Origin of the sequence: Paenibacillus wynnii (genome assembly GCF_000757885.1) — a bacterium.
GTDB classification, from domain to species: domain Bacteria; phylum Bacillota; class Bacilli; order Paenibacillales; family Paenibacillaceae; genus Paenibacillus_AQ; species Paenibacillus_AQ wynnii.
This window is the reverse complement of the sequence record NZ_JQCR01000002.1, coordinates 335,217-359,469: the sequence shown is the minus strand read 5'-3', so window position 1 is coordinate 359,469 and position 24,253 is coordinate 335,217. Positions and strand designations below refer to the sequence as shown.

At 43.1% G+C, this 24,253-nt stretch carries 20 protein-coding genes; 10 read left to right on the top strand and 10 right to left on the bottom strand.

The genetic code is table 11. From position 1 onward, the window contains the following. The first annotated feature begins 143 nt into the window (after positions 1-143). Positions 144-989, top strand: coding sequence for an AraC family transcriptional regulator (locus tag PWYN_RS04470; protein ID WP_036648958.1), 846 nt, complete (start codon positions 144-146; stop codon positions 987-989). A gap of 5 nt (positions 990-994) precedes the next feature. On the opposite strand, the gene PWYN_RS04465 is transcribed toward PWYN_RS04470, so the two are convergent. Further along, complete coding sequence (locus tag PWYN_RS04465; RefSeq protein WP_036648957.1) at positions 995-1,894, bottom strand: AraC family transcriptional regulator; 900 nt, start codon at positions 1,892-1,894, stop codon at positions 995-997. Positions 1,895-2,032: 138 nt separating this feature from the next. On the opposite strand from PWYN_RS04465, the gene PWYN_RS04460 reads away from it, so the two are divergent. Then, complete coding sequence (locus PWYN_RS04460; RefSeq protein WP_036648955.1) at positions 2,033-3,973, top strand: glycoside hydrolase 5 family protein; 1,941 nt, start codon at positions 2,033-2,035, stop codon at positions 3,971-3,973. Between the two features lie 158 nt (positions 3,974-4,131). On the opposite strand, the gene PWYN_RS04455 is transcribed toward PWYN_RS04460, so the two are convergent. Genes PWYN_RS04455 through PWYN_RS04430 form a run of 6 tightly spaced genes read right to left on the bottom strand, consistent with a single transcriptional unit; the run spans position 4,132 to position 9,744 of the window. After that, complete coding sequence (locus PWYN_RS04455) at positions 4,132-5,409, bottom strand: FAD-dependent oxidoreductase (protein WP_169744086.1); 1,278 nt, start codon at positions 5,407-5,409, stop codon at positions 4,132-4,134. Between the two features lie 17 nt (positions 5,410-5,426). After that, a complete protein-coding gene (locus tag PWYN_RS04450; RefSeq protein ID WP_036648953.1) occupies positions 5,427-6,170 on the bottom strand; it encodes a GntR family transcriptional regulator in 744 nt (247 codons plus the stop codon). Between the two features lie 32 nt (positions 6,171-6,202). After that, on the bottom strand, positions 6,203-6,985 hold the full coding sequence (locus tag PWYN_RS04445; RefSeq protein WP_036648952.1) for a sugar isomerase domain-containing protein: 783 nt from the start codon (positions 6,983-6,985) through the stop codon (positions 6,203-6,205). 16 nt (positions 6,986-7,001) lie between these two features. Continuing rightward, positions 7,002-7,991, bottom strand: coding sequence for an ROK family protein (locus PWYN_RS04440; RefSeq protein WP_036648951.1), 990 nt, complete (start codon positions 7,989-7,991; stop codon positions 7,002-7,004). Between the two features lie 8 nt (positions 7,992-7,999). After that, the gene (locus PWYN_RS04435; protein WP_036648950.1) at positions 8,000-8,776 is read right to left on the bottom strand and encodes an SDR family NAD(P)-dependent oxidoreductase; all 777 of its coding nucleotides are present in this window, start codon (positions 8,774-8,776) and stop codon (positions 8,000-8,002) included. 5 nt (positions 8,777-8,781) lie between these two features. Beyond that, the gene (locus tag PWYN_RS04430; RefSeq protein ID WP_036648949.1) at positions 8,782-9,744 is read right to left on the bottom strand and encodes a phosphotriesterase family protein; all 963 of its coding nucleotides are present in this window, start codon (positions 9,742-9,744) and stop codon (positions 8,782-8,784) included. A gap of 216 nt (positions 9,745-9,960) precedes the next feature. Between PWYN_RS04430 and PWYN_RS04425 the strand changes: the two genes are divergently transcribed. The 5 genes from PWYN_RS04425 (at position 9,961) to PWYN_RS04405 (ending at position 17,953) form a co-directional block, all read left to right on the top strand. Then, positions 9,961-12,231: a GH36-type glycosyl hydrolase domain-containing protein gene (locus tag PWYN_RS04425; protein WP_036648948.1), complete on the top strand. Its 2,271-nt coding sequence runs from the start codon at positions 9,961-9,963 to the stop codon at positions 12,229-12,231. A 297-nt stretch (positions 12,232-12,528) separates the two neighbouring features. Continuing rightward, a complete protein-coding gene (locus tag PWYN_RS27800; protein ID WP_052087741.1) occupies positions 12,529-14,817 on the top strand; it encodes a discoidin domain-containing protein in 2,289 nt (762 codons plus the stop codon). A gap of 299 nt (positions 14,818-15,116) precedes the next feature. Then, on the top strand, positions 15,117-15,434 hold the full coding sequence (locus PWYN_RS04415) for a DUF6442 family protein (protein WP_036648945.1): 318 nt from the start codon (positions 15,117-15,119) through the stop codon (positions 15,432-15,434). A 1-nt stretch (position 15,435) separates the two neighbouring features. Continuing rightward, positions 15,436-15,645, top strand: a complete 210-nt coding sequence (locus PWYN_RS04410; protein WP_036648943.1) for a helix-turn-helix transcriptional regulator — start codon at positions 15,436-15,438, stop codon at positions 15,643-15,645. A 31-nt stretch (positions 15,646-15,676) separates the two neighbouring features. Next, positions 15,677-17,953 carry an ATP-binding cassette domain-containing protein gene (locus PWYN_RS04405; RefSeq protein ID WP_036648941.1) on the top strand — a complete coding sequence of 759 codons (2,277 nt, stop codon included), beginning with the start codon at positions 15,677-15,679 and terminating at the stop codon, positions 17,951-17,953. 141 nt (positions 17,954-18,094) lie between these two features. Here the strand turns inward: PWYN_RS04405 and PWYN_RS04400 are convergent, their stop codons facing one another. Further along, positions 18,095-18,505: a DUF2000 family protein gene (locus PWYN_RS04400; RefSeq protein ID WP_036648938.1), complete on the bottom strand. Its 411-nt coding sequence runs from the start codon at positions 18,503-18,505 to the stop codon at positions 18,095-18,097. After that, positions 18,502-19,065, bottom strand: a complete 564-nt coding sequence (locus PWYN_RS04395) for a type 2 periplasmic-binding domain-containing protein (protein ID WP_036648936.1) — start codon at positions 19,063-19,065, stop codon at positions 18,502-18,504. Before PWYN_RS04395 ends, PWYN_RS04400 begins: the two co-directional genes overlap by 4 nt. 206 nt (positions 19,066-19,271) lie before the next feature. Here PWYN_RS04395 and PWYN_RS04390 point away from each other — a divergent pair, with 206 nt between their 5' ends. Genes PWYN_RS04390 through PWYN_RS04380 form a run of 3 tightly spaced genes read left to right on the top strand, consistent with a single transcriptional unit; the run spans position 19,272 to position 22,958 of the window. Further along, a complete protein-coding gene (locus PWYN_RS04390) occupies positions 19,272-20,522 on the top strand; it encodes an ATP-grasp domain-containing protein (RefSeq protein WP_036648933.1) in 1,251 nt (416 codons plus the stop codon). Next, the gene (locus PWYN_RS04385) at positions 20,519-21,781 is read left to right on the top strand and encodes an MFS transporter (RefSeq protein WP_036648930.1); all 1,263 of its coding nucleotides are present in this window, start codon (positions 20,519-20,521) and stop codon (positions 21,779-21,781) included. The genes PWYN_RS04390 and PWYN_RS04385 overlap by 4 nt, the downstream gene beginning before the upstream one ends. Then, positions 21,762-22,958 carry a pyridoxal phosphate-dependent aminotransferase gene (locus PWYN_RS04380; RefSeq protein WP_052087740.1) on the top strand — a complete coding sequence of 399 codons (1,197 nt, stop codon included), beginning with the start codon at positions 21,762-21,764 and terminating at the stop codon, positions 22,956-22,958. The genes PWYN_RS04385 and PWYN_RS04380 overlap by 20 nt, the downstream gene beginning before the upstream one ends. Positions 22,959-23,133: 175 nt before the next feature. On the opposite strand, the gene PWYN_RS04375 is transcribed toward PWYN_RS04380, so the two are convergent. Beyond that, positions 23,134-24,075, bottom strand: a complete 942-nt coding sequence (locus PWYN_RS04375; protein WP_036648927.1) for an AraC family transcriptional regulator — start codon at positions 24,073-24,075, stop codon at positions 23,134-23,136. Positions 24,076-24,253 lie beyond the last annotated feature (178 nt).

Below are 24,253 nucleotides of genomic sequence, written 5' to 3'. Positions count from 1 at the left end.
GTGTAAACGGGTTGCTAATAGACCCAATATACCAAGCAGTATGGGTTCAAGCTTCAACTTTTCTTTGATATTCATGTCAAATTATTTGATGTATGCTATCATTTGTTTATCTTTAGTTAAATGACTTATAAGCAGGGTGAATTATGCGGATCATTAAGGAACATATCAAATTGGATGCAACATTCCCTTTTAAAATTGAACATTCTGTCATAGAGCCGTTTCAGTCTGAAACGCCAACATACCATTATCATGAATGCATCGAAATTTCGTATGTAAAACAAGGCCGGGGTTGTTATGTAGTAAATGGTAAGAAACATATGATGGAATCTGGGGACGTCATTCTGTTCAACTCCATGGAGCCTCACTATTGGGAAGTGTTTCCCCCTGAAAATATGATCCAGCCTGTTATTGTTTTTTCTCCCTCGCTGATTTGGTCTGGAGAAAATAATATGTTTGATTATCAGTATCTATCCATATTCTCAGAGAATAGCACTAATTTCAGCAATAAACTCCCTCGTGGTCATTCTGGTACAATTGCAATTTTTAATTTATTGCTGGAAATAACGGAGGAGTATGAGAACAAACAGAGCGGTTACCGTCTGATGCTTAAGGCCAAGCTGCTTCAATTAATTAGTATTCTGGTCAGATCCTTTCAGGATGAGAGCAAGGCTATTGAAGATCTGCACATTAAGCAAGGTCAATTAGAGAGGTTAAACTCAACGATTGAATTTATAAACGCTAACTATATCCGCGACCTTCGCCTGGCGGAAGCTGCCTCCAAAGCATGCATGAGCATTAGTTACTTCTCCACCTTCTTCAGTAAAACGTTAGGGCTTTCTTTTAAAGAATACCTGATTCGTCTGAGAGTAAACCATGCTATGGAAATGCTGAACACAACGAATAAGCCGATCACTGAGATTGCTTTGGAAAGTGGATTCAATAACCTGTCGAATTATTACAAAGCTTTAAAAAAATATAGCTCCATGTAAGTTCATTAGGATGGTGGAAGAAGTAAGTTTTTACGATATTGTCTTGGTGAGATGCCTTTGGCGCGTTTAAAATGCTTTATAAAGTAGCTTGAGGAGTTAAAACCTGTCTCTATTGCAATTTCGGTTATACTTTTTGAAGAGTCGAGCAGCAGTTGCTCGGCTTTTCTTATGCGGAGAAACATTACATATGGAGTTAATGAAGTATTCATCAAACGTTTGAATAGGCTTGCAAATCTGCTGTAGCTCATCATACTGAGTTTGGCGACCTCTGCTGCAGAAATCTCTTCATGACAGTTTTCATTTAGATAAATCAATGTTTTATGGAACTTCTCAAGGATCCCGGAATCTTCCACTGAAAGTGTTTCAGCCTCTAGTGTATTCTGCTGTTGACGTAGAAGCCATACGATCAGCCTATAAATATTTGCAGTGACAGCCAACTCGAACCCGGGAGCCTTAGTCTGATATTCGGTATACATTTCTTCAATAAGGGAATGAAGCATTTCTGTAACTTTTAATTCGGATGAGATTAACTTCTGCCCAGCTGTAAAGGATGCTGCGTATGGAAGCATATACCCAATATTGAATGCCAACTGCGGCATGGGGCGCAGCAGTTCAGGGTTAAAGCCAATCACGTAATGAAGTGAAGGGGTATGGGTCGGGATAGTAACGGTATGAACCTCACACGGTTGAATTAGGATCAAATCTCCCTGCTTAGCTTCATAGGCATTGCTTCCTATTCTCACCTCTGCGCTGCCATAAGCCATATGTATAATCTCCATATGATAATGCCAGTGGGGAGGAATATGGTACCCTTCTTGATCCGTAGCTTGAAGTCCTACATAGTAAGGTCGGTCAATATCCTGACTGCCGCTTTGATTCTTATTTTGTTCAAAATAGGGCTTCATAAGTGGATCTCCTTTTATATAAAAAAGTAGAATCGTTATATTATTTAATAACATCATTATAGAACAGAAACCCTATCTTTTGTAAGCTGAGAGTGTACTTTTATCATCTCAAATACGGAAATAGGTGGCGATATATAAATGGGGCAGAATGAATTATTACAACTTTCGAGCAAGTTTTTCGTAGGCTGCAACTACTGGGCTTCGCATGCGGGTACGGCGATGTGGTCGGATTGGCGGCCGGAGCAGGTTGATCTGGATTTGAAAAGACTGTCTGAGGCGGGAATTGAGGTCATTCGTGCTTTTCCGCTATGGCCGGATTTTCAGCCGATTGAAAATATGTATACAGGGATGGGCCAACAGTTCGGCTATCGGTTTGGGGAAGAGAGACTTCCTGCTGATGAGGCAGGCCGTGCCGGTATGTCCAAACTGATGATGGCCCGATTTCAGGAGTTTACAGAAATTGCCGATAAGTACGGCTTGAAGATTATTGTAGGGTTAATTACCGGATGGATGAGCGGGCGCCTTTTCGTGCCTCCTGCGCTGCGCGGCAAACCCATCCTCACCGATCATGATTCCATCCGTTGGCAAATTAGGTTTGTTAAGTACTTCATTAAGGAAATGAAGTCCTCTGAAGCTATTATTGCCTGGGATTTAGGAAATGAATGCAATGTAATGGGGGAAGTGAATAGCAGAGAAGATGCATTTGTGTGGACAGCAGCAATAGGGGATGCAATTAAAGCCAGTGATGCCAGCAGACCGATAATCTCAGGCATGCATAGTCTGTCTCCAACAGGGATTTGGACGATGCAGGATCAAGGTGAACTTACAGACATTTTGACCACACATCCCTATCCATTCTGGACAGAATATATGGATTTTGATCCGCTGACGACGATTCGTCCCACCATTCATGCTACCGTTGAAAGTCTTTTTTATGGACAGATTGGTGAAAAGCCGTGTTTTGCAGAGGAAATGGGCACGATGGGACCGATGGTTTGCAGTGAAGAGGTAGGCGCAGCATTTGCAAGGACAAGCATGTTATCTCAGTGGGCACATGGACTTGATGGCTTACTTTGGTGGTGTGCAAATGATCAAACCAAGCTGAATCATGCACCCTATGACTGGGTAGCCTGTGAAGGCGAGTTGGGGCTTATGACCGAAGAAGGCCGAGTCAAACCGGTGCTTCGCGAGCTGGGAAGAATAAAGAACATTATTCAAGAGCTCCCTTTCGACAAGCTGCCGGCAAGATCTGTTGAAGGTGTGTGTATTCTTAACAGCCAGCAGGATCACTGGGCTACTGCTCTTGGTGCTTTTATGCTGTCGAAGCAAGCCGGCTTTGATATTGAATTCCGCTATGAGGAGCAAACTTTACCGGATGCGAGCTTCTATATGTTACCATGTGTAACGGGGGTTCTTGGGGTTGGTAAGCAGCGTTGGGAGCAGTTGCTCCGCAAGGTTTACGAGGGTGCAACACTGTATCTCTCTTCAAATGACGGGTACATGCTCAATTTCGCAGAGGTTACCGGACTTACGGTCCAGAATCGCAGTCGCAGAGAGAGCGGGGCAGTTGCCATTCTTGGTGGCGTTGACGGTGCTACCGAATTAAAGCTACCCGGTACATTTAAGCTAGAGTTCCGTAATGACCGCGCAGAGGTACTGGCCGCAGAGCCAGATGGAAATCCAGTGTTAACCAAAGCATCTTACGGACAAGGTACGGTCTATTTCTGTGCCCTCCCTGTTGAAATGTCGATGACACAACAACCCGGAACAAGCTATAAACCTGAGGAGCATCCTTACTGGAAAGTATATGAAGCCATCTCGGGTGAGCTTAGAAGCCGCCGGATCATCTCAGTAGATGAACCTAATGTGGGCATTACGGAGCATTTACAGGACGAGCATTCAGCAATTGTCGTGCTGATTAACTATACACCGGAACCTAAGGGATTAAGCTTAAAGGTTAATGAAGGATGGACCATAATTGAGACGTTATACGGTGGGATTCTTAAAAAAGAACAGGGCGCTTATACAGGCACTTTGCTTCCTAATGATGCAACTATTATAAAATTACAAATGAGTTAAGGTAAGATTTAGAAGCAAGTCACCAATGACCGAAAATGCAGAGCAGCGATTCTCCAGTAATGGGAGAATCGCTGCTCTGCTGTCTTTTTTAGGTTTTTCCGAAAAGCAGGACTATCTCATTCATGGGAAATCCATTTTTGGGACATCCCCATTGCTTTTTATAGAATCACACCTTGCTCCAGGAGCAAGTTTTTCAATTGGAAGATGTCCAATTCACTTATATTGGAGTTTGTTTTGCAGGCAAGCGCTGAAGCAGTTCCGACCGCTTGGCCCATGGCCATACATTGGGCGGAGTTGCGTGCGGAGGCTTGCGCGCCGTGCGTAGCGGAGAGACATCTTCCCGCTACAAGAAGATTGCTTACTTTCTGAGGGACCAGGGAGCGGAAAGGGATATGGTATACGCCGTCACCTTGTACATAAGCCCAACGGGTACCGCTACCTGCATAATGATCCTCAACAGGAGCACCGCAGCATGCAATGGCGTCGTCAAATTTAGCCCCTTGGACCACATCTTCTTCCGTTAAGGTATATGCACCACGTATACGGCGTGTTTCCCTTACTCCAATATGTTGACTGGTGGAGACAAGAAATGCATTCTCGTAGCCGGGTACACAATTATTGAGGAAACGAACGTATTCCTGGGTTTGCTTCCGGCCTTCGATCTCTGCCATAGTCAGGGCAAACGGGTCCGTAGCATCCACTCCTGTCACACGAACCATGTTGGTTTGAATAACACCCGGATTCGGAGTCGCATGCCACGAACCATCCTCACGGGGGAGGTTGTATTGACCGCTTTGATTGGCTTCTTTCATAAGCTTTGCAAGTGCCTTATGGCTTGTCATTTTAGCTTTGTCCACATCGACATTAGCCATGAAGAAGATGGTTGTCAAGGATTGGAGCTCTTCAGGACTCCCAAGCTCGAAGGGAGCACCCGCACGCGCCGCAATATCGCCGTCGCCTGTGGCGTCGATATAATATTTGGCGTAAATGGTAGTGAGTCCGCCTTTATTGGCTATAGCAACACCTTTGATCGTCCCATCCTCCATCTCCACTACACTGGCATAAGTATGATAGAGGAGGGTTACGCCTGCTTCAATCAACATGGACTCATAAATAACCTTGAGTTTCTCTACATCATAGGTGATGCCGGTACCGGCTCCGTAGGTGTTCGGTCGTTCGAAGCATCCGTTCACTTCCACCAGCCGGTTCGCAACCTCCCAAGGGATACCTCCGACAATCCGTCGCGGTGAGTCACCAGGCGTATAAAAACCGTAAAAGGTATCCACACCGGTAGCGGTCCTTGAACCACCAATACAGTTCTGTGATTCGATCAGCGTAACCGAACATCCATTCCGTCTGGCGGCAAGTGCGGCAGCGAAACCTGCAGCTCCACCGCCCAGAACGAGCACATCCACATTTGAAACCTTTCTATTCAAATGGCTCATCTCCTTTTCTAAGGACTTTCTTTATTTCGTTTCAGCATAATTTCGTAGGAGTAATGATCCCCTCTGCAATAACCGATTTCGTATAAGAGGGGGGCCCCATTAGTGTCAAAGGCTACGCGCCCAAATTTTATCAGGGGAAACCCTACCGGAGTGGCAAGATGTTCGGCAACGCTGCCCGCGGCAAGGGTTGCTTCGATCCTGTGCCGTGCGATATCCACGCTGCGTCCGGTCCGGCTCTCCAAAAGGTTGTATAAGGAGCCGGAGTAGTCCTCATCAGGAGTCAGTCCACTTTCAGGAGACAGGTAGCACTCGGAGTACACTATAGGGATCCCATCTCCTGAGCGAACCCGCCGGATAACCAGTGCTTGTGATCCGGGAGACAGACAAAGCTCCTGTATTGCAGTGGAGGGAGGCTCCACCCAATCAGCACCGACCAGGACAGTGCCGGGTGTCATTCCCTTCAGCTTCATTTCCTCTGTGAAGCTAAGGAGCTGAGGGAGCTCAACCTTTAACTTGCGTGGAGCCACAAAAATGCCTTTGCCGGTAATTCTGTATATAAGCTCGTCCGTCTCCAGACGCTCCAAGGCTTTGCGTATCGTTGCCCGGCTTACTTCGAAGAGCTCCTGAAACTCCTGCTCCGTGCCGAAGTAATCACCGGGCTTTGCTATTCCCTCCAGAATTCGTTCTTCCAGTAGATTCGAGATCTGATAGTAGAGTGGGACTGGTATATCGCGATTGATCCGTTCCTTCATTTTGCACCCCAACCGTTTTTAAAACTAGCTTATCACAGATATCTCGTAGAAGACCAATACTCCTCGTACGAATCATGGAACAGCTTTGCGGATTCCTCTTTCCCGACAAATATGGCGCTGGTAAGCACTTTAGGAGGTAACCCCATTGCAGTAAGTCTGCGGGCAACCTCACACTTGATTAAATTGACAATGAGAGTGTTGCCGATGGTAGAACCGGGGCCAACAGGAGTATTAAGATTTTCCACCTTGACCATGGCATCGCCGGGTACTGCACCGTTATCAATAACGATGTCAGCCAATTCGTACAGCTTCTTGCCGGAGCTGTGTTTGGAATCGCTTAGCTGGCTGTGGCCGACAGAAGTGACGGCAATCACTGGAATGTCACGGCTCTTCATCTCAAAGGCTAAATCGATGACCACGTTGCTGGTTCCACTATGGGAAAACAACATCATGCTGTCATGTTTGCCATAATGAAAATTTTCGGCGATTACTTTGCCGAATCCCTCAACGTTCTCCAAATACATGGCTTGGCGCTGACCGTTGCTCCCTACCACTTGATGGTGGTTCGTTAGGCTTAGCTCGACCATCGGATGAAAGCCGGGGAAACTTCCATAGCGCGGATACATTTCCTCAACTGCCATGCGGGAGTGCCCGCTTCCGAACAAATGAACGACATTGCGATTTGCAATGCTGTTGACGCAAATATCGGCTGCTTTCAGGATTGCAGGCATCTGTTCCTTCTCGATACGGTCGACTATTTTACGGACTCCCGAGATATAATCGGTTTCCAATTCGTTATGGGTATGAGTTTCCACTATAATTCCTTCTTTCTCATCTTATTTTTTGTGAAAGCACTTGGTTTAGAGCCCACGAGGCGGCGCCTGCTGCTCCAGCCATATGCTCGAATTGGGCTCTCACAATGGTGATGTCTCCCAGATGGGAGGGGAAGAGGGTTTGCCGCTCTTCAACGGATTCGCGGATATACCGGATCAAAAGCTCCGAAGCCGCTACGCCACCTCCTATAACAACAGCCTCGGGATTCAGTGCCGCCACAAGATTCAAGATCGCTCCTGCCGTATGCATGGCGGTATCTTTGAGAATCAGATTGGCTGCTGAATCCCCTCGTTCAGCTGCTTTGCTTACCAATAGTGGAGTAACCAGATTGAGATTGCCTGCGGTTAGCTCATGCATCATGGTAGGCAGTCCTTGCTTCAAATAGCGGATGGCTGCGGAGGCAATGGCAGGTCCGCTGGCAACGGTCTCCAAACAACCGGATCTTCCGCACCCGCAGCGCACTCCATCCGGTATGACCGTCTGATGCCCGACCTCACCTGCTACTCCCCGGCTGCCGAGCAACAGATTTCCGTCAGCAATTACGGCTCCCCCGACCCCCGTACCAAGGGTTATATAGATAAAGTGCTTCCAGCCACGGCCTGCACCTAATCGAAGTTCACAGTAGGCGGCTGCCCGGGCATCATTCAACACAGTGACGGGTAGATTCCAATGGGCCTCCATATGTTGTTTCAGAGGAAACTGCTTCCATTGGTCAGGGAAATTCGGCAGGTACTCTACAATGCCAGTGTCTGGCTGTACGACGCCGGGGACCGTGAGACCAATGGCAACGGGGGGCTCAGCAACAGCCATTACGGCGGTCTGTATCAGCAGGCTTATCCGATCGAGAACCGCATCCTTCCCGTCTGCGGCTAAGGTTGGTGCTTCTGTAGTGAAAAGTATATGGTCGTCCTCCCGAAGGGCTGCCACCTTCAGGTTCGTGCCTCCGACATCGACTCCAATGGCTATGGAAAGTTTCTTTTTCTCCATAGTGCCTCCTATTGGGCCGTCCAACCGCCATCTACCGGTAAGACGACTCCCGTAATAAATTTGGCTGAATCCGAAGCCAGGAAGATAACGGCTTCCGCCACATCCTCCGGATATCCGACATGAGGGGACAGCGGCTGAAGATAGGTCAGCGCATCGAGAATGACTTCGTCCTTTACAGCCCGTTGGGACATGGGGGTATCCAGAAGTCCGGGACAGACCACATTCATGCGGATATTATATTTGGAGTAATAGACAGCGGCAGAACGGGTAAGCTGAATGACAGCACCGCGGCTTGCAGCATAGGCGTGGGTGGTGAAGTGTTCTCTTGTTCCCACTAATCCCAGTATGGAAGAAATGTTGACAATATTGCCGCTGTTCTGGGCCTTCATCCGCTGCAAAGCCAACTGGTTTGAGAGGTAGACACTTTTCAGGTTGTTTGCCATGATCACTTCCCAGCCTTCATCAGTGCATTCATCCAGTACACCGTCACCATACTTACGTCCGCTGATACCAGCAACATGAACAAGTACATCCAACCTTCCGTAACGGTTATCGATATCCTGGAAGACAGCCTCCATGGCATTTCGATCGGCAGCATCGGCCGAAACAACGCGAACCTGGTTGTCATCTTGTTGAAATTGCCGCAGGTAAACAAGCGCTTCTTCCATCTTTGGTCCACTGCGGCCGGTGGCAATGACGATGTTGCCTTGCTTGACGAAAAGCTCCGCTGTACTGAGTCCGATCCCGCTTGTTCCACCTACAATGAAAACTACCTTCTTATCCATGTGATTTACGTCTCCTTACTGATGGAATAGGCTTTTTGAGGATTGCTCATAAGAAGCCGGTCGATGGTATCCTTCGGAGCGCCCTCCTGGATTAAGCGTGGTACGAAGGATTGTAGTAAATAGGACATACCTGGCCCTCCGCCGTAGGCCTTCCAATAGGAACGCAAGGCAAAATCAGTGCCAAGGAGCAGTTGGTTGCCATAACCGGCATCAATCATTTCCAATATAAGCTGCACGATGCTCTGGTCCGGGTGATACTTGATACGTGATGCATTGTCATACTCCATGTAGCAGCCTGTAGATGCCAGCTCCTTATGCAGATAGAGATCAGGATTGCGATCCATGTGGCAGATAATGACGTTCTCCGGAGAAACGCCCAGCTTGGACAGCAGTTCGATTTGTTCCAGACCGCAAGTACCGTGTTCGGTGTGCGTAAGGATAGGGATTCCTGTAGCCTTGTGGGCGATGGCGGCTGCCTCGAATAGCTTTTGTGAGACTTTAGAAATAAAGTTATAATCAGATGCACCTTTGATGAAACCGGCCTTTGCTTGGTTCCGTTCAACAAGGGGGCCATTATAACTATGGCGGTCCATTCCGATTTCGCATTCATCGATTAACAACTGTGCAATCTGTTCGACGGAATAGTGGTAGATCCAGTGGAGGTCATCATAGTACATGGGTTTGTGGAAGCCGGTTGCAGCGATAATATGCGTTCCGGTCCGGTTGGCAATTTCGACAAGAGCCTGAGGGTTGCGCCCACTGTCCAGCGGCATACAATCTACAAAGGTTCGGGCGCCGTAAGCTTTGCAATCCTCAACTTCTCTTACGGCATGCTCAATGCTGTTGAGGCGTAAATCCGGCTTCTTCATCACTCCCAAGCCGCCCTCGATAATCAAATGTTCATGGGAATATACCACTCCGAGCTCCTGTGCAGGCACATCCCCAAGGACTGTCCGAACGTATTTCAAGGATCATCACTCCTAAATTGTTTGTTTGTACGTACAATCGTAATATTATACTTAATTAGAAGAATGTCAAGAATAAAAGCGAGAAAATTTGCACATTATGTTTTGTTTTTCAGGGTTTAAATCTCACTTGCGTTTGTTCGTACAATCGTATAATGTTAGACTGAGAAACATCTTCCAAGTTGTCATATCATATTCGAATGAAGGGTCGTGTTTGGTTTGAGCAGAGTCGGTTACTGGGATTGGGACCACAATCAATTCCCTGTTTATCAATACACAGGCGGGTATCCTTTTTACGCCAAGGATAAGGCTGGGGTCGATGCCGGACTTCCTGATGATCCCACATTTTTATTGGGAAATTACCGCGCAACATTATTTGCTCATGCAAGCGGGGCTTACGAGCTGGTTACTGGCGAACGGGGTTGGGCAAGGCTGAATCATGCAGGCCATAATAAAGGCTGGAATCAAAGTTCGGTGCGTATCTCTGAAGGTGAGAATAAGATGAGCGCCAGGGAAACTAGTTGCTATTGTCTGGTTGGCGGGGATGATCTTGCCCAAATCATAAAGAAACAAAGCTTTGGGGTTGGTTATGCGTGTTATCAATATACATTAGCCGAACATCTGGACGTAACCAAGCTGATTTCGGCCAAGCCCTCAATGGAGCTTCATACTGGAAATCCGTCTTTCCTGATCCAAGTCACGCTTCAGAATAACGGAGCTTCACCTCTAACGGTTCAATATTCAGAAGAAATCCTTTCTCATTACATGATGATGAATGATCAGGATGCCGTCATTCCTGAACGGAGGGTGCAATACCGTAACCGTGTTCATGTGGATCAGGAACAACAAATCGTGAAGGCGGATATTTCATGCGAGCCGCTGAAGTTGCTTTTTTTTCCAGAGCGGACCGGGGAGAGCTATACACATGACATTGCACCTCCGGTATTATTCATAAAAGCCATATCCTCCTCTGAAGTAGTCAGCGGGACTGCGGCACGGAAAACAGACCTTGGCGATCTGCTGTGTGCAGATTTTGAAACGACTCTGAATCCGGGAGAGCAGAGAACGATCCAATTCATCGTTGGATGGAATTTTGATAGAGCGGAAGAATCCATCCAGGAACAAATTGAAGATATGCTTACCGATTCTAAGTCCCAGTTTCAAGGAGAGCTGACAGGAGCCTATGCCCACTTGTGGCGTCAAGCGCTTCCATGCTTGGAGGATGAGTCAGATCCGGTTCTACGGTGCGAGATGTTATGGAACGCATATACACTCGAAGCAATGGCAACCTACAGCCAATACTTTAGAGAAACCTACATTCCCCAAGGCACGGTTTATGCTTATCATCTTGGTGAGAATGCTTCCAATCGGGACCATCTTCAGCATGCTTTGCCTCTCATGTATACGAATCCGAAGCTGGCGAAATCCAGTATCCGCTATGCGATGATGCATTCATCAACGGATGGGGAGATCAAGCGGCAAAATATCGGGTTCGGGTATAGTGATCCCGGTGTTTATATGGAAAGTGACGAGCAGATTTACATGTTTATGGCAGTTGCCGAATATTTGAGGATAACGGGTGAATATGCCTTCCTGGATGAGAGGGTTTACTACTACCCCGTCGAAAACGGAAGGTCGGAAACGGTTATCAACCTATTGGTTAAGCATTTCATATATCTTCGGGATGTAGTAGGACGGGGCAGGCACGGCTTGATCAAAATGCTGAATTCAGACTGGAGTGACAGCTTCTTTCATCCGTACTCTCCCAATATCTATAGCGGTTTTGCACAATCCCACTTAAATACGGCTATGGCTTTGTCTGTCCTTCCGGCCTTTATAAGAGAATTAAAAGAATATGCCGCCTTAGCCGGGCCAACTTCTATTCTGGAAGATTTGATCGAACAAGCAGGGGAATATTATGACGAAATCTATGCTGCCTATATGGCTGATATGGAAGGGAGAACGTTCTCGCCTCGCTGTTATTTATGCGAAGATGACGAGCCGATGCTGAAATTTGGGATGGATACACTTTGCATCGAGCCCCAGCCTTTTCTGCTGCAGGTGGAGAGCTTCCCTTTGGAGAGAAAGAAGCAGCTCTACCATGAAATCAAGACCAGAGTTCTGGATATGGAGAAGCACGGAGCCCGTACAAGGGAGGTTCCATTATGGGGAAGCGGCAACGCGGAGGACGGAGGTATTTGGTTCTCCCATCAAGGTCCCCTGATCATAGGGATTGCCAGCTTTGACAAAGCGGAAGCGGTTAAACTGCTGAAGAAGCTGAGCTTCCACCGGTTCGCAGAGAATTATCCGGACTATTGGTTAGGACACTGGACCTTTGCGGATGTCCTGGAGTCGAGTCTTTTTAACCGCGAGGGCTTATATAAGGGATGGCTTAAGGATCCATTCCAGGCCTTCTGCGCGCACGCCCATGCATGGCTGCTGTATTGCTACTACAAGGTATGCAGGGAAGCCGACGAAACACGCCATTAAAGCAACAATTAAATAGAAGGCCTATGATGCTCGGTTTGAAGTTATCATAGGCTTTTTCCTCTTAACAATAATTCGTATATATGGATACTAAAGCGTATTTTGTAAGGGGTATTTTACCTTATTACAAAAAAGTCTTAGTGCGGGAAAGTATTTACATAAATATACTTACATGAATGAATCGGTATCACTTGAAAAAAAAAGGAGTGGGACAAGTGTCTGGTACATTAAAGCAATTCAAGCAACATTGTAGATCGGTAAGAATGAGAAAGATCACAACTTGAATGGAGGTAGTAATTAATGGAACGAATTCACCAAATGCTCAAAATTTTTTGGTCTGTGTTATTTCTGAGTATCATTGTAAGCGTTTGCGCTGTTGTGGAAGCATCTGCAGCGACCTATCATGTGAGTCCCAACGGGAGTGATACGAATACGCTCAATGACGGTTCGTCACCACAGAAAGCATTCCAGACCATCCAGAAAGCGATTAACACGGCAGGCTCTGGAGACACGATTTATGTCATGAACGGTACATACCGTCCTGCTGGAGCGGGCCAATATGTAGCAAGATTTACGGGCACTAAATCGGGGATCACACTGAAGGCCTACCCGGGTCATTATCCCGTACTCCGGGCTCTAAAAGCAGATAATACCTGGTCAGTCATCCGTATCGAATCCGTTTCTGATGTTGTGATAGAAGGCCTGGAAATTTACGGGGACGTAGCAAATATTACACTTACAGAGTCCCAAAATCTGAAGAACCAATATAAGGAGCAAGCCCGCAAGCAAAACTACACAAATGATCCCAACTGTGCTCCCACTAACAGCTGTATAACTTGGGGCAGCTATGCATATATCAACAACAATGCCATCGCGATTGAACAAACTAAGGGTAGTACCCAGATTCCGCATCATATCACTATCCGCAACAATTTGATCCATGACATGCCGGGACCCGGCGTAGCAGCAACTACCGGGGATTACTTAACGATAGACAACAATACTATATACAACACATCGAGCAGAGGCTTTTTTGCAACTAGTGCCATCAGCTTATTGTCGCAGTCTAACTATAATTCCGATACCGGTACCGTTAATTACAAAAACTTTATCAGAAATAATGTTACTTACAATAACAAATCCGAGATTGGCTGGGCGGACCAAGAACTAAAGCTCGAATACCATGCTACAAACCCATCCAAGCCGTTAGCAAATTACATTTCGGACGGGAATGGAATCATTATTGATTCCAACAAACATGCTTCTGATGGCAAGCCTGCTTATTTAGGGCGGACAATGCTTTCCAACAATGTCTCCTATAACAATGGGGGCGCCGGATTAAATGTCTACTCAAGCCGCTTTGTAGACTTAATTAATAATACATCCTACTCCAACGGTCTCCAACAGAATGGCAAGTATTATGCGGACGGCACGACTGCCCTGGAAAGATATCCTGAGATCGTTGTGAATTCAGGCGATGATTTTTATATCTATAACAATATAACGAAGTCCAGCAGCTATGGGAACGATGCGTTCAAAGTTATCGCAGTGACGAATGTCCGCTTTAATTGGAACATCTTCAACGGTACGGTTGGCGCTACCCTGCCAACCCCGAATTATAACCAGACGGGTGATCCCAAATTTGTGAATGCGGCTGGTGGAGATTTCCGCCTTCTGTCTAATTCACCGGCTATTGATGTTGGCACCGCTTCCAAAGCCCCAACCACGGACAACCGGGGCAATGCTAGACCCCAAGGTCTCGGTATTGACCGGGGAGCTTACGAATTTGTGCCTGCATCCACAGTTTTAGTCCGCAACTCGGCTACGGCAAGCGCCAGCCAATCGACGAGTCCGGCTTCCAATGCAATCGACGGAAATACTGCTACCGCTTGGTTCTCCGGTAAGGGTATGGATGCAGGGGATCAATTCCAGCTGTACCTGGGCACCACCTCCGAGAAGGTATCCCGGGTCAAATTCAACAGCAATGATAGCAACAATTACCCACGTGGTGTGAATATCTACGTTTCGGATAGTCCGACTATATTGGGCAACCCGGTTAAGACCATTACGAACAATACCGGCTCCACCATAGATGTCAGCTTTGCTGAAACAAGCGGCAAATATGTGACCCTTCGCATTACGACAGCCTCCACCTTTTGGTGGGAGATTGCCGAAATTAACGCCTATACCTCCCAAATATCCAAAACCGGATGGACGGTGACGGCCAACGCCAGATCAGCCTCCAATCCAGAGGGCTTGGCCGTGGACGGAAATATATCTACACAATGGAATACCGGCAAATCTATGGAATACGGCGATTACTTCCGAATTGACATGGGCTCCTCCAAGCCCGTCAGCAGTGTCGTCTTTAATACGGAATCTACAAATTCCAATTATCCGCGCGGCTACTACATCTATGTTTCCGACGACCCGACCACCCTTGGGTTCCCGGTTAAAACGGTATGGAGCAACACAAGCCCTACCATTGACCAAACCTTCATTACCAAGACCGGCCGCTATGTAACGATCAAAATTAATACGGCCGCTTCTAATTGGTGGTCCATTTCGGAAATCAACCTTTACCAGTAGTACAACATCAGGAACTCCCAAGGGGCAGTTTGCGCTCCCTTGGGAGTTTTTTGCCGTCCGTAGCATCGGACGGCGGACCATGCCAAGTACGTGAGTTTCCCTGCATAGGAATGCAGGCGATACCAGCCGCCGAGACTTGTCTTGGAAATACTGAGAAGGTACCTATGAAGGAAGACCTAAAAAACCAATTTGAACATGTTATTTTCTCTTGTATGTGTTGACAAGAAAACTTGGCGCGATATAATATTGGTGACAAGTTTTATTGGCATCTTCTTATTTATCTGAGAGGAGACTTTTTTATGAAAAGGGAAGAGATATTAGAAAAAAGCAGACAAGAAAAAAGAGATGAAGGAAAGGAGTTTGTACTTGATAAGGGCAGAAAAAGCGGAGTCATCGGCATGGTGATTATATTTTGCATTTTGGCCGTTTTCAATTTGTATAATAATCGCCAAGAGACCAATTCTGCATTAATAGCTATGATGTTTGGATATCTGGGGTTTGAAGGTCTTGGGTTATATAAAGTAACTAAAAGGAAATTGGATTTAATTAAAATCATCGCAGGATGTGTGATAAGTATTTCTTTTTTAGTGATATATCTTACAAAGGTGAGTAATTAGGATGAGTGAACAATTGGTTCTAAAAAATAAACTGCGCGAAGCAAGAACAGATCAAAAATTATCTCAAGCACAATTGGCTGAAATGGTGGGTGTCTCAAGAAATACAATAAGTTCTATTGAAACGGGACAGTTTAATCCGACAGCAAAATTGGCTTTGATTTTATGTATTGCATTGGATAAGAAGTTTGAAGAATTGTTTTATTTTGATTAACAAAATAATCGGAATTAAGGAGCGGTAAACCATGGAGCAGGATTATATAGAAATAGTCGGTGCGAGGGAAAATAACCTCAAAAATGTTAGTTTGAAGATTCCCAAAAGAAAGATAACTATATTTACAGGGGTATCGGGATCGGGTAAGTCCTCCCTTGTTTTTGAGACGATGGCACAGGAGGCGGGGAGGCAGCTAAACGAGACGTTCAGCAACTTTGTCCGGCAGTTCTTGCCCAAATACAGTCAGCCCGATGTGGATTCGATCCACAATTTGTCGACGGCTATCGTTGTTGATCAAAAAAGACTTGGCGGCAATTCCCGCTCAACACTTGGAACGATAACGGACATCAACTCGTTGCTTCGTTTGCTTTTTTCTCGCTTTGGGAAGCCCTATATCGGTCATGCGAACCATTTTTCCTTTAACGACCCGAGTGGCATGTGTATGGAATGTGAAGGTATCGGCAAAATCGTTACACTGAACATTGACGCAGCGATCGACAAAGAGAAATCCTTGAATGAAGGTGCCATTCTTCTTCCAGGCTTCAAAGTCGGTACATGGATGTGGAAAATGTATGCCAACCAAGGTTATTTTGATAATGACAAGAAGATTAAAGAGTATTCAGAAGAAGAGTATTACAAACTTGTTTATGCCAAACCTGAGAAGGTTACGCTAAATTTTCTCGATGGAGAAATGAATTCCACCTATGAAGGTCTGGTTGAGCGGTTTATAAGACAGAATATTAAGACGGAGAGAGAAAAATCGGAAGCCAATCAGAAAAAAAGTGAAAAATTTACGACAACCTGCACATGCCCCGACTGCGGAGGAAAACGATATAACGAGGAAGCGCTATCGTCCAGAATTTTGGGTTATTCCATTTACGATCTTACCGAAATGCAAGTTGACGAGCTGGTTGAGGTACTTCAAGGATTCGAGGAGAAAGCCGCAGCTCCTATCGTAAAAAGTGTGGTAGAACGGCTGCAAAACCTTGTAGATATCGGACTTGATTATGTGAGTCTCACGCGCGAAACCGCTACACTTTCCGGTGGAGAATCGCAACGGGTGAAAATGGTCAAAAACCTTACAAGCAGTCTTACGGATGTGATGTATATTTTTGACGAACCGAGCATTGGCCTGCATCCAAGAGATGTTCACAGACTCAATGAATTGTTGATTAAGCTGCGTGACAAAGGGAATACGGTAATTGTCGTCGAGCATGATCCGGATGTTATTAAGATAGCAGATTATATCGTTGACATCGGTCCCCATGCAGGGGCAGATGGAGGACAAATCGTGTATTCGGGAGATTATAAAGGGCTGCTGAGTTCAGGCACATTAACTGGAGAATGCTTCGGTAACAGTGTTCCTATTAAAAATAGTGTTCGAGAACCTAAGGAATTTTTGGAAAGCTCAAGAAGTAATCTTCATAACCTTAAGGATGTTAGTTTACGCATACCTAAAGCATTGCTCACCGTCGTAACTGGCGTTGCGGGTTCGGGGAAAAGTACATTGGTCAATGAGGTTTTTGCTAAAGAATTCAGCGAAGCCATTAGAATAGACCAGAGCGCCGTAAGCGCAAATAGCCGCTCGAATCCTGCTACATTTACAGGAGTGATGGATTACATCCGCCAATGCTTTGCTGCTGAAAATAATGTCAGTGCCGGGTTGTTCAGTTACAATTCCGAAGGGGGCTGCGAGGCATGTAAAGGAACCGGAAGCATTGAGATTAATCTGTCCTTTATGGATACAATTGATGTTCCGTGTGAGGAATGCGGGGGGAAACGGTACAAACAGGAAGTTCTGCAGTATGCATACAAGGGTAAAAACATAGTCGATATTATGGAAATGACCATTGCGGAAGCCGTCCATTTTTTTGATTCCAAAGAAATACAAAGCAAGCTGCGAAGCATCAATGATGTCGGACTGCACTACATGACGTTGGGACAGCCGCTAAATACACTATCCGGCGGAGAATGCCAGCGTTTAAAACTTGCGAAGGAATTTAATAAAAAAGGCAACATCTATATTCTGGACGAACCGACGACGGGGCTCCATATGTCAGATATAAAAAGTATACTTGCGATTATGGACAAGCTGGTAAACAAGGGGAATACGGTAATCGTTATTGAACATAACCTAGATGTAATCAAAAATGCCGATTGGATCGTCGATTTAGGTCCAGACGGAGGAACACGAGGCGGAGAAATATTGTTTGAAGGGACGCCGGCGGAGCTATTGAAATGTACGCGGTCTGTTACTGCAAGATTTATAGATCTCGATCGGTACGATCGGACTCATCAAATCCATTGAAGCATGCGGACAGAGGTCCACTGTGTCCGCATAAACTCCCCGTTCGATGCTAGCTTAATCCAGAATTAATATTACTGTTTCACCAAAAAGAATCAAAAGTTCGGCTACAGGCTGCTTTTGATTTTTTTGTTTTTCAAAGCTTTATTTTAGAACACTATACTTTTTAGTAGCCATTCGAACTAACTCGTCTTCTCCCCAAACAATAACTCCAACAATTTTTGTTTCTTCAGTTTCTTTTGAAGATATTTCCAAAGAATATTCATCAAAAGCATTATTTAAGAATTGACCAGTTTGTGAAAACACAACGCTATTCAAGTTAGGTGTATCCTCTGATATTGATTTAATTAAATTGAGAAGTTGATTCTCCCCAGCTTTTAGAATGACTGTGCTAAATTTGATGCCGGCATGTTGCACGTTATTTTTATCCAATACAGGTACTTCAGAATATAAATTTGGATCCTTAAGGGATGCCTGACCCATCAATAAAGCAGCCACATTTGATGCAGCACCTATTTCAAGATTTTTGTCTAAAATAATGGCTATTCTCTTCATATGACCACTTTCACTCCTTGATTTTTTTTAATAAAACATACCCATGGCATGTTTATTCCCTTACGCAAAACTTTGTAAGTTGAAAGTCCATAATGATCTGCACAAAGTTGGTTTGAAATAGCAATTGAACAATCTGTGTTATCAATTACCATTCTACAAGCTTCAGGATTGGATGAGACATTAATATTTTCTTTATAGCTAGTACTAATTTCTGATAATAAATACGTAGTCGCTGGATGATGAAAAATAATATGGATAGTTGTTGGACAATCTTCTTTAGAACCGCACAGAACTAAAGCAGGGATTTTCTTAACAAAACTCTCAGATACCTCTAATTCGGAATCCATTATAAAGCTGTTAATTTTAGGATATGCACCGGGAACTAATAAACAAGAAATTCTTTCAGATTTTAAATCTTTGGCAGCCTCTTCAAAAAGAGGGTAGGGTACGATTGTATCAGCGTTATTCATACTTTTAGCTACATGCATACTGCATGTTAAATAACCTTCGTTGTCTCCTAGTGTACCTAAAATAGCATATCTACTTTTAATAGTTTCCAAATTTCCATATCCTCCCTATTGTCTAGTTTGATATTGATGATATTATCAAATATAGTAATTGTCAAATAATTACTAATATTATAATTTATATATATTTTAATTAAAATTTAATATGTAAAACAAATCATTGAAAATAAAACAATATGAGATATAATGTTATGCAATGAATAATTATCCAAATTTTTGTTTGAAATGAGGGAGGATTTATGAAAACAATAGTATACATATCAGATTTCAGATTGCCATTTGTTTTGAACTTTATTAAGCCGTTAAAGAAATTTGTAGGCTACACAAAAATACTTATTATTGAAAAAAACAACCTTCAAAATGAACATGTGCTCAGTGAGTTTTTTGATGAAATAAGATATATAGATTATTTAGAATCTCTAGACAGAATTAAAGAACATATTGCACAAATTAGAATGGATCATAAAATTGTAGCTCTATTAACTCCAGGTGAAAATGCTATTGAAATAGGAGGAGAAATTCGCTCAACTTTTGGTATTCCAGGTTTACAAAGAAATCAAGCAGAAGCTGTACGAAATAAATGGATTATGAAACAAATGTTGCATCAACGAGGTATTAGAACATCTGTTACTGCAATCGCATTGTCGGTTAGTGATTATATAGAATTCGTTGGAGAAAATGGGTTTCCGATCATTGTAAAACCATTAAGTGGCTTTGGGACTATTAATACTTATAAAATTTCTAGTATGAACGAGTTGGAATATTATTTAGAGAATACAAGAAAAGAACATCAGAAGGATTTGCTTGAGGAGTTTATAAATGGAAAAGAGTTTCATTGTGATTCTATTGTTTCAAGAGGGAAAGTGGTTTTTTCATCAGTGTCTCAGTATTTATACAATTGCCTAGAAATTGCCACGAGTAATAAGCCACCTGCAAGCATAACAATTCCTGAAGGTTCTAAGATTGAATATATTGATCTTATAAAAGAAGTGAATGACGAAGTTATTTCTGCATTAGGTATCAATAATTCTGTAACACACGCTGAATTATTTCTAACTCCCGAAGGAGAAGTTGTATTTGGCGAAATTGGGGCACGAATTGGTGGGGCACAGGTAATGCCTCCATGTATAAAAAATACTCATGGAATTGATTTTTTTGAAGCCGTTAGTGATTTAGAATTAGGCGTGTTTGAATATAACAGATGTCAGACAGATAATAAGTACACGGGTATGATATGTTTTCCTACCCGCGCGGGCATCATTGAAAAGATATCTGGAATACAAGATTTTAAAGATATAAAAGGCCTAATAGATTTTAATGTTTCCTATAAAGTTGGACAGAAAGTAAAAGATGTTAAAGATACAATGACTAGATCAGGCTTTGCAATTGTTGAAGGAGATTCTTTCGAAGATCTAAGTAATACTCTATTAGATATGTATGATCGATTTTATATTCAAGTTGAAAATAATGCAGAGGAGGGGATTCGTTGAATTTAGTTAAAACATATGCGGGCCTCACAAAAGAAATTTATTTCCTCTGCTTAGCGCGTACTATTAATAGCATTGGAGACTTTGTATTTTCTCTAATTACGTTATATCTAACTTTACAATTAGGTATGAACGTAGTATCTGCGGGAATCTTTGTTTCACTAGCAGCCTTGATAAGCGGTCCAGGTGTGTTATTAGGTGGATATCTTAGTGACATCATGGGCAAAAAAACAATCATAGTTGGTGGACAGTTCCTATCCTCTATCTTAATAATGAGTTGCATTTTTTGGTCAGGTACAATTGCAGTGGCCTATATTTTAATAATAGTAATGTTTTCCATCAGTGTTACTCGTCCTGCATATAATTCTTTATTGATTAAACTATCTACGGGAGAAAAAGAAAGGAAATCTGCTTTCTCTTTGATGTATTTAGGAGCAAATTTAGGTATAGCTATTGGACCTCTTGTAGCGGGATATTTTATGCGAGATTACATAAACTTTGTATTTCTAGGTATTAGTATCGTCTTCCTACTCTCAACGATTATAATCATAAGCTTAGTTAAAGTAGTGGATGACAAAGTATTTACGAAATTTGAAAAAGAGAGTTTGAACAATCACAACTCCCAGCATAACTCATCTCCAATATTAAAAATAATAATGAAAAGGCCTTTGGTTGCATACTTCATCATCATATCCTTTCTCAACTACTTTATTTATATGCAAGCATCATTCAGTATCCCTATTCAAATGAATAGTTCTTTTGGTGAGAATGGAGCAGCCTATTATGGGTCTGTTATGACTATTAATGCTATGTGTGTCATTATATTAACTACTCTCATCTTATCTATAACAAAAAAAATAACTGCAATAAACTCTATAGCCATAGGTGCCATATTCTACGGATTAGGGTTTGGTATATTAGGATTGCTTGATTATTCTACTAATTTTATAATTGTCGCTCTTTCAACAATTCTTTGGACAGTTGGAGAAATATTAATTCAAACCAATATTAATCTGTATATAGCTTCGCGTGTACCTGATACTCATCAAGGAAGATTTAATGGCTTACTGCTCTTTGTAGGATGCCTTGGATACACCATAAGTCCATATTTGACCGGGATTTTTATAAATAATATAGACATTGAGAATGTTTGGCTTATCATTTCAGCCTTCAGTCTAATTTATTCTTTATGTATGTTGTTTCTTTTATATTTAGAAAAAAGATCAATTAGGGGAAAATTAAATGAAGAATTGGATTTCTGATAAAGTGTCTGAAAAAATATCTACACCATCGGCTATTCGTGCAATGTTTATGGAGAGCAAAAGAGTAGAAAAGGAATATGGCAAAGAAGCCGTATTTGATTTTTCTTTAGGCAACCCTATTGTAGAGCCTCCAGTTGAATTCACACAAAAAGGGATTGAAATCTTAAATCATAAAACTTCAGGTAAACATTCCTACATTGAACATCAAGGCTTAGCTAAAACAAGAGAAGTTGTGGCTGATCATATTAATCATAAATATAATACCAATCATACATTAACTGATATTATTATGACTGCTGGCGCAGCAGGTGCACTAAATGTTATTCATAATAGTCTATTGAATTTTGAGGATGAAGTAATTGTATTTACCCCATATTTTTCAGAGTACAGCGGTTATATTACTAATTATGGTGGAAAACCGATATATGTAAAATTAGACTCGGATTTTAGTATTGATTTTTCGGCATTAGCTAAAAGTATAACTCACAATACTCGTGCCATCATTATTAATACACCTCATAATCCTACAGGGAAAGCTTTTCATACAGAGGAATTAAAGAAACTAAATAGGTTGGTTGAAGAATCTGAAGCATATTTTGAAACTACAATATATATAATCTTTGATTCCCCATATGATCAATTGTTTTATGGTGATTCTCAATGTAATCCATTCTTAATTTTTAATAGACTTATATACATTGGTTCGTTTAGTAAAGATTTTGGTATTGCTGGCGAAAGACTGGGTTATATTGTTTTACCTGAGAAATTAGAGGCTAAGGAGATTATCTTAGAAGCAATAATATATAGTACCCGTATATTAGGATTTGTTAATGCTCCTGTGTTTGTACAACGTGTGATATCAGAAATGAGTAGCTTGAAAGTTGATCCGGCTCCCTATAAAGAAAGAAGAGATCTTATGGTAAAAGTTCTTCAAAAAGCCGGATACAATGTCACTGTACCTGAAGGAGGAATATTTATTTTTCCAGAGTCACCCATCCAAGATGATCAGTTTTTTTGTGATTTCTTAGCAAAGAATTATAGAGTATTTACTGTACCTGGTAGCTCATTCAAAGGATCAGGCTATTTTAGAATTTCGTTCAGTAATCCATTAAATAAAATAGCTGATTCTGAGCATGCATTTAGAAATGCGAGACAAACTCTTTTAGCACGGGCATAATATGAGAGTAATTCATATTTTTATGATAATGTGCCTAACAAGCTCTCATGAAAATTCATAAGTCTGCTGCAAGTATGAATTTGGAATAATTCGTCTTCTCTAGCTAAGACTTAGAAAATTTAAGAATTGCCTCACACACTTCGAATTCTTTTCGAGGTGTTTTTATTTCTTTACATTAAACCCACCCCGTAAACTCCAGAATAGAAGCTTTCGCTGATTGTGCTTCGGATTGTGCCCCTTTCCGCCATTTTTTTGGCGAAGCTCCCATTAGCTTGGAGAAGCATCGATTGAAGCTGGAAATGGAAGGATAACCAACTTGTTCGGAGATCGAAAGAATGGATTGATCCGAACTTTTTAACTGCTTACAGGCCTCTTCGATTCGGGTGCTACTCAGGAAATCGAGAGGTGCAGCCCCCATGATTTCATGGAATTTTCTGCGAAAATGAGTGGTGCTTAAGTGGCACAGATCAGCCAGGAAATCGATGGTCATGGGTGTCATATAGTTCTTAGTGATAAACTCCAGAGCCGGAGAAATCACAAAATCGCTTTTCAGGCCATGCTCTGCTTCCTGATCGGCCAATCCTTCATTCGTGGAATGAATTCTGAGGAGTTCTATATAAAGGGATAGCAATAAGCCGTAAGCATTTTCTTGATAGTAAGGTTTCTGTTGTTGTAATTCCTCTACGATCGATGTAGCAAGTGTATAAACCTTAGGATATTTCTCCTTGTTCAATATACAGTTCATTCCCTTTACCGCCCACAAATTCGGCTCAAAGTTGTTGTAAGGACTTTTGAATGAATGTTGGAAGAGGTCCTCTGGCGAAAAAAAGAGATAGGACCACAGACTGGCTGTATTTGGCGAACTGTACGTCGTATGGGGAAGATACCTGGGAAGGAAGGTCACATCGCCGGCTGTAAAAGGTACGGATTCTCCTTTGATCTCCATGATACCGCTGTCCGAATAGCAAATACCAATCTCCAAATGGTTATGAAAATGGAGATGTTCGCTTTTGATATCGGAAATCTTCCATCGTTCCCCGCTCAACAGCAAGACAGGGAAATGGATAGGCAAGCTGTAGTGGCGGTATTCAATGACGGGCTTCTTTTTTCTGGGCATATTCGATGCTCCTGCTCCCATTTCGTGGATTTGAGTTGAATTGAATATAAAGAATAAATGGTTGAAATTGCGCAGTTTTTCTGCGAAAGTGCTTAGATATTGATCATTTTACTGCTTACAATAGAGTCTGTAAAGCGTTTGCAATAAGACGGACGGATATGAGCCTCTTAGAGGGGCG

Bases quoted from the DNA above. Each gene is read 5' to 3' on its own strand.
- PWYN_RS04470 (WP_036648958.1), top strand. From the start codon at position 144: ATGCGGATCATTAAGGAACATATCAAATTGGATGCAACATTCCCTTTT.
- PWYN_RS04465 (WP_036648957.1), bottom strand. From the start codon at position 1,894: ATGAAGCCCTATTTTGAACAAAATAAGAATCAAAGCGGCAGTCAGGAT.
- PWYN_RS04460 (WP_036648955.1), top strand. From the start codon at position 2,033: ATGGGGCAGAATGAATTATTACAACTTTCGAGCAAGTTTTTCGTAGGC.
- PWYN_RS04450 (WP_036648953.1), bottom strand. From the start codon at position 6,170: ATGAAGGAACGGATCAATCGCGATATACCAGTCCCACTCTACTATCAG.
- PWYN_RS04440 (WP_036648951.1), bottom strand. From the start codon at position 7,991: ATGGAGAAAAAGAAACTTTCCATAGCCATTGGAGTCGATGTCGGAGGC.
- PWYN_RS04435 (WP_036648950.1), bottom strand. From the start codon at position 8,776: ATGGATAAGAAGGTAGTTTTCATTGTAGGTGGAACAAGCGGGATCGGA.
- PWYN_RS27800 (WP_052087741.1), top strand. From the start codon at position 12,529: ATGGAACGAATTCACCAAATGCTCAAAATTTTTTGGTCTGTGTTATTT.
- PWYN_RS04415 (WP_036648945.1), top strand. From the start codon at position 15,117: ATGAAAAGGGAAGAGATATTAGAAAAAAGCAGACAAGAAAAAAGAGAT.
- PWYN_RS04410 (WP_036648943.1), top strand. From the start codon at position 15,436: ATGAGTGAACAATTGGTTCTAAAAAATAAACTGCGCGAAGCAAGAACA.
- PWYN_RS04405 (WP_036648941.1), top strand. From the start codon at position 15,677: ATGGAGCAGGATTATATAGAAATAGTCGGTGCGAGGGAAAATAACCTC.
- PWYN_RS04400 (WP_036648938.1), bottom strand. From the start codon at position 18,505: ATGAAGAGAATAGCCATTATTTTAGACAAAAATCTTGAAATAGGTGCT.
- PWYN_RS04390 (WP_036648933.1), top strand. From the start codon at position 19,272: ATGAAAACAATAGTATACATATCAGATTTCAGATTGCCATTTGTTTTG.
- PWYN_RS04380 (WP_052087740.1), top strand. From the start codon at position 21,762: ATGAAGAATTGGATTTCTGATAAAGTGTCTGAAAAAATATCTACACCA.
- PWYN_RS04375 (WP_036648927.1), bottom strand. From the start codon at position 24,075: ATGCCCAGAAAAAAGAAGCCCGTCATTGAATACCGCCACTACAGCTTG.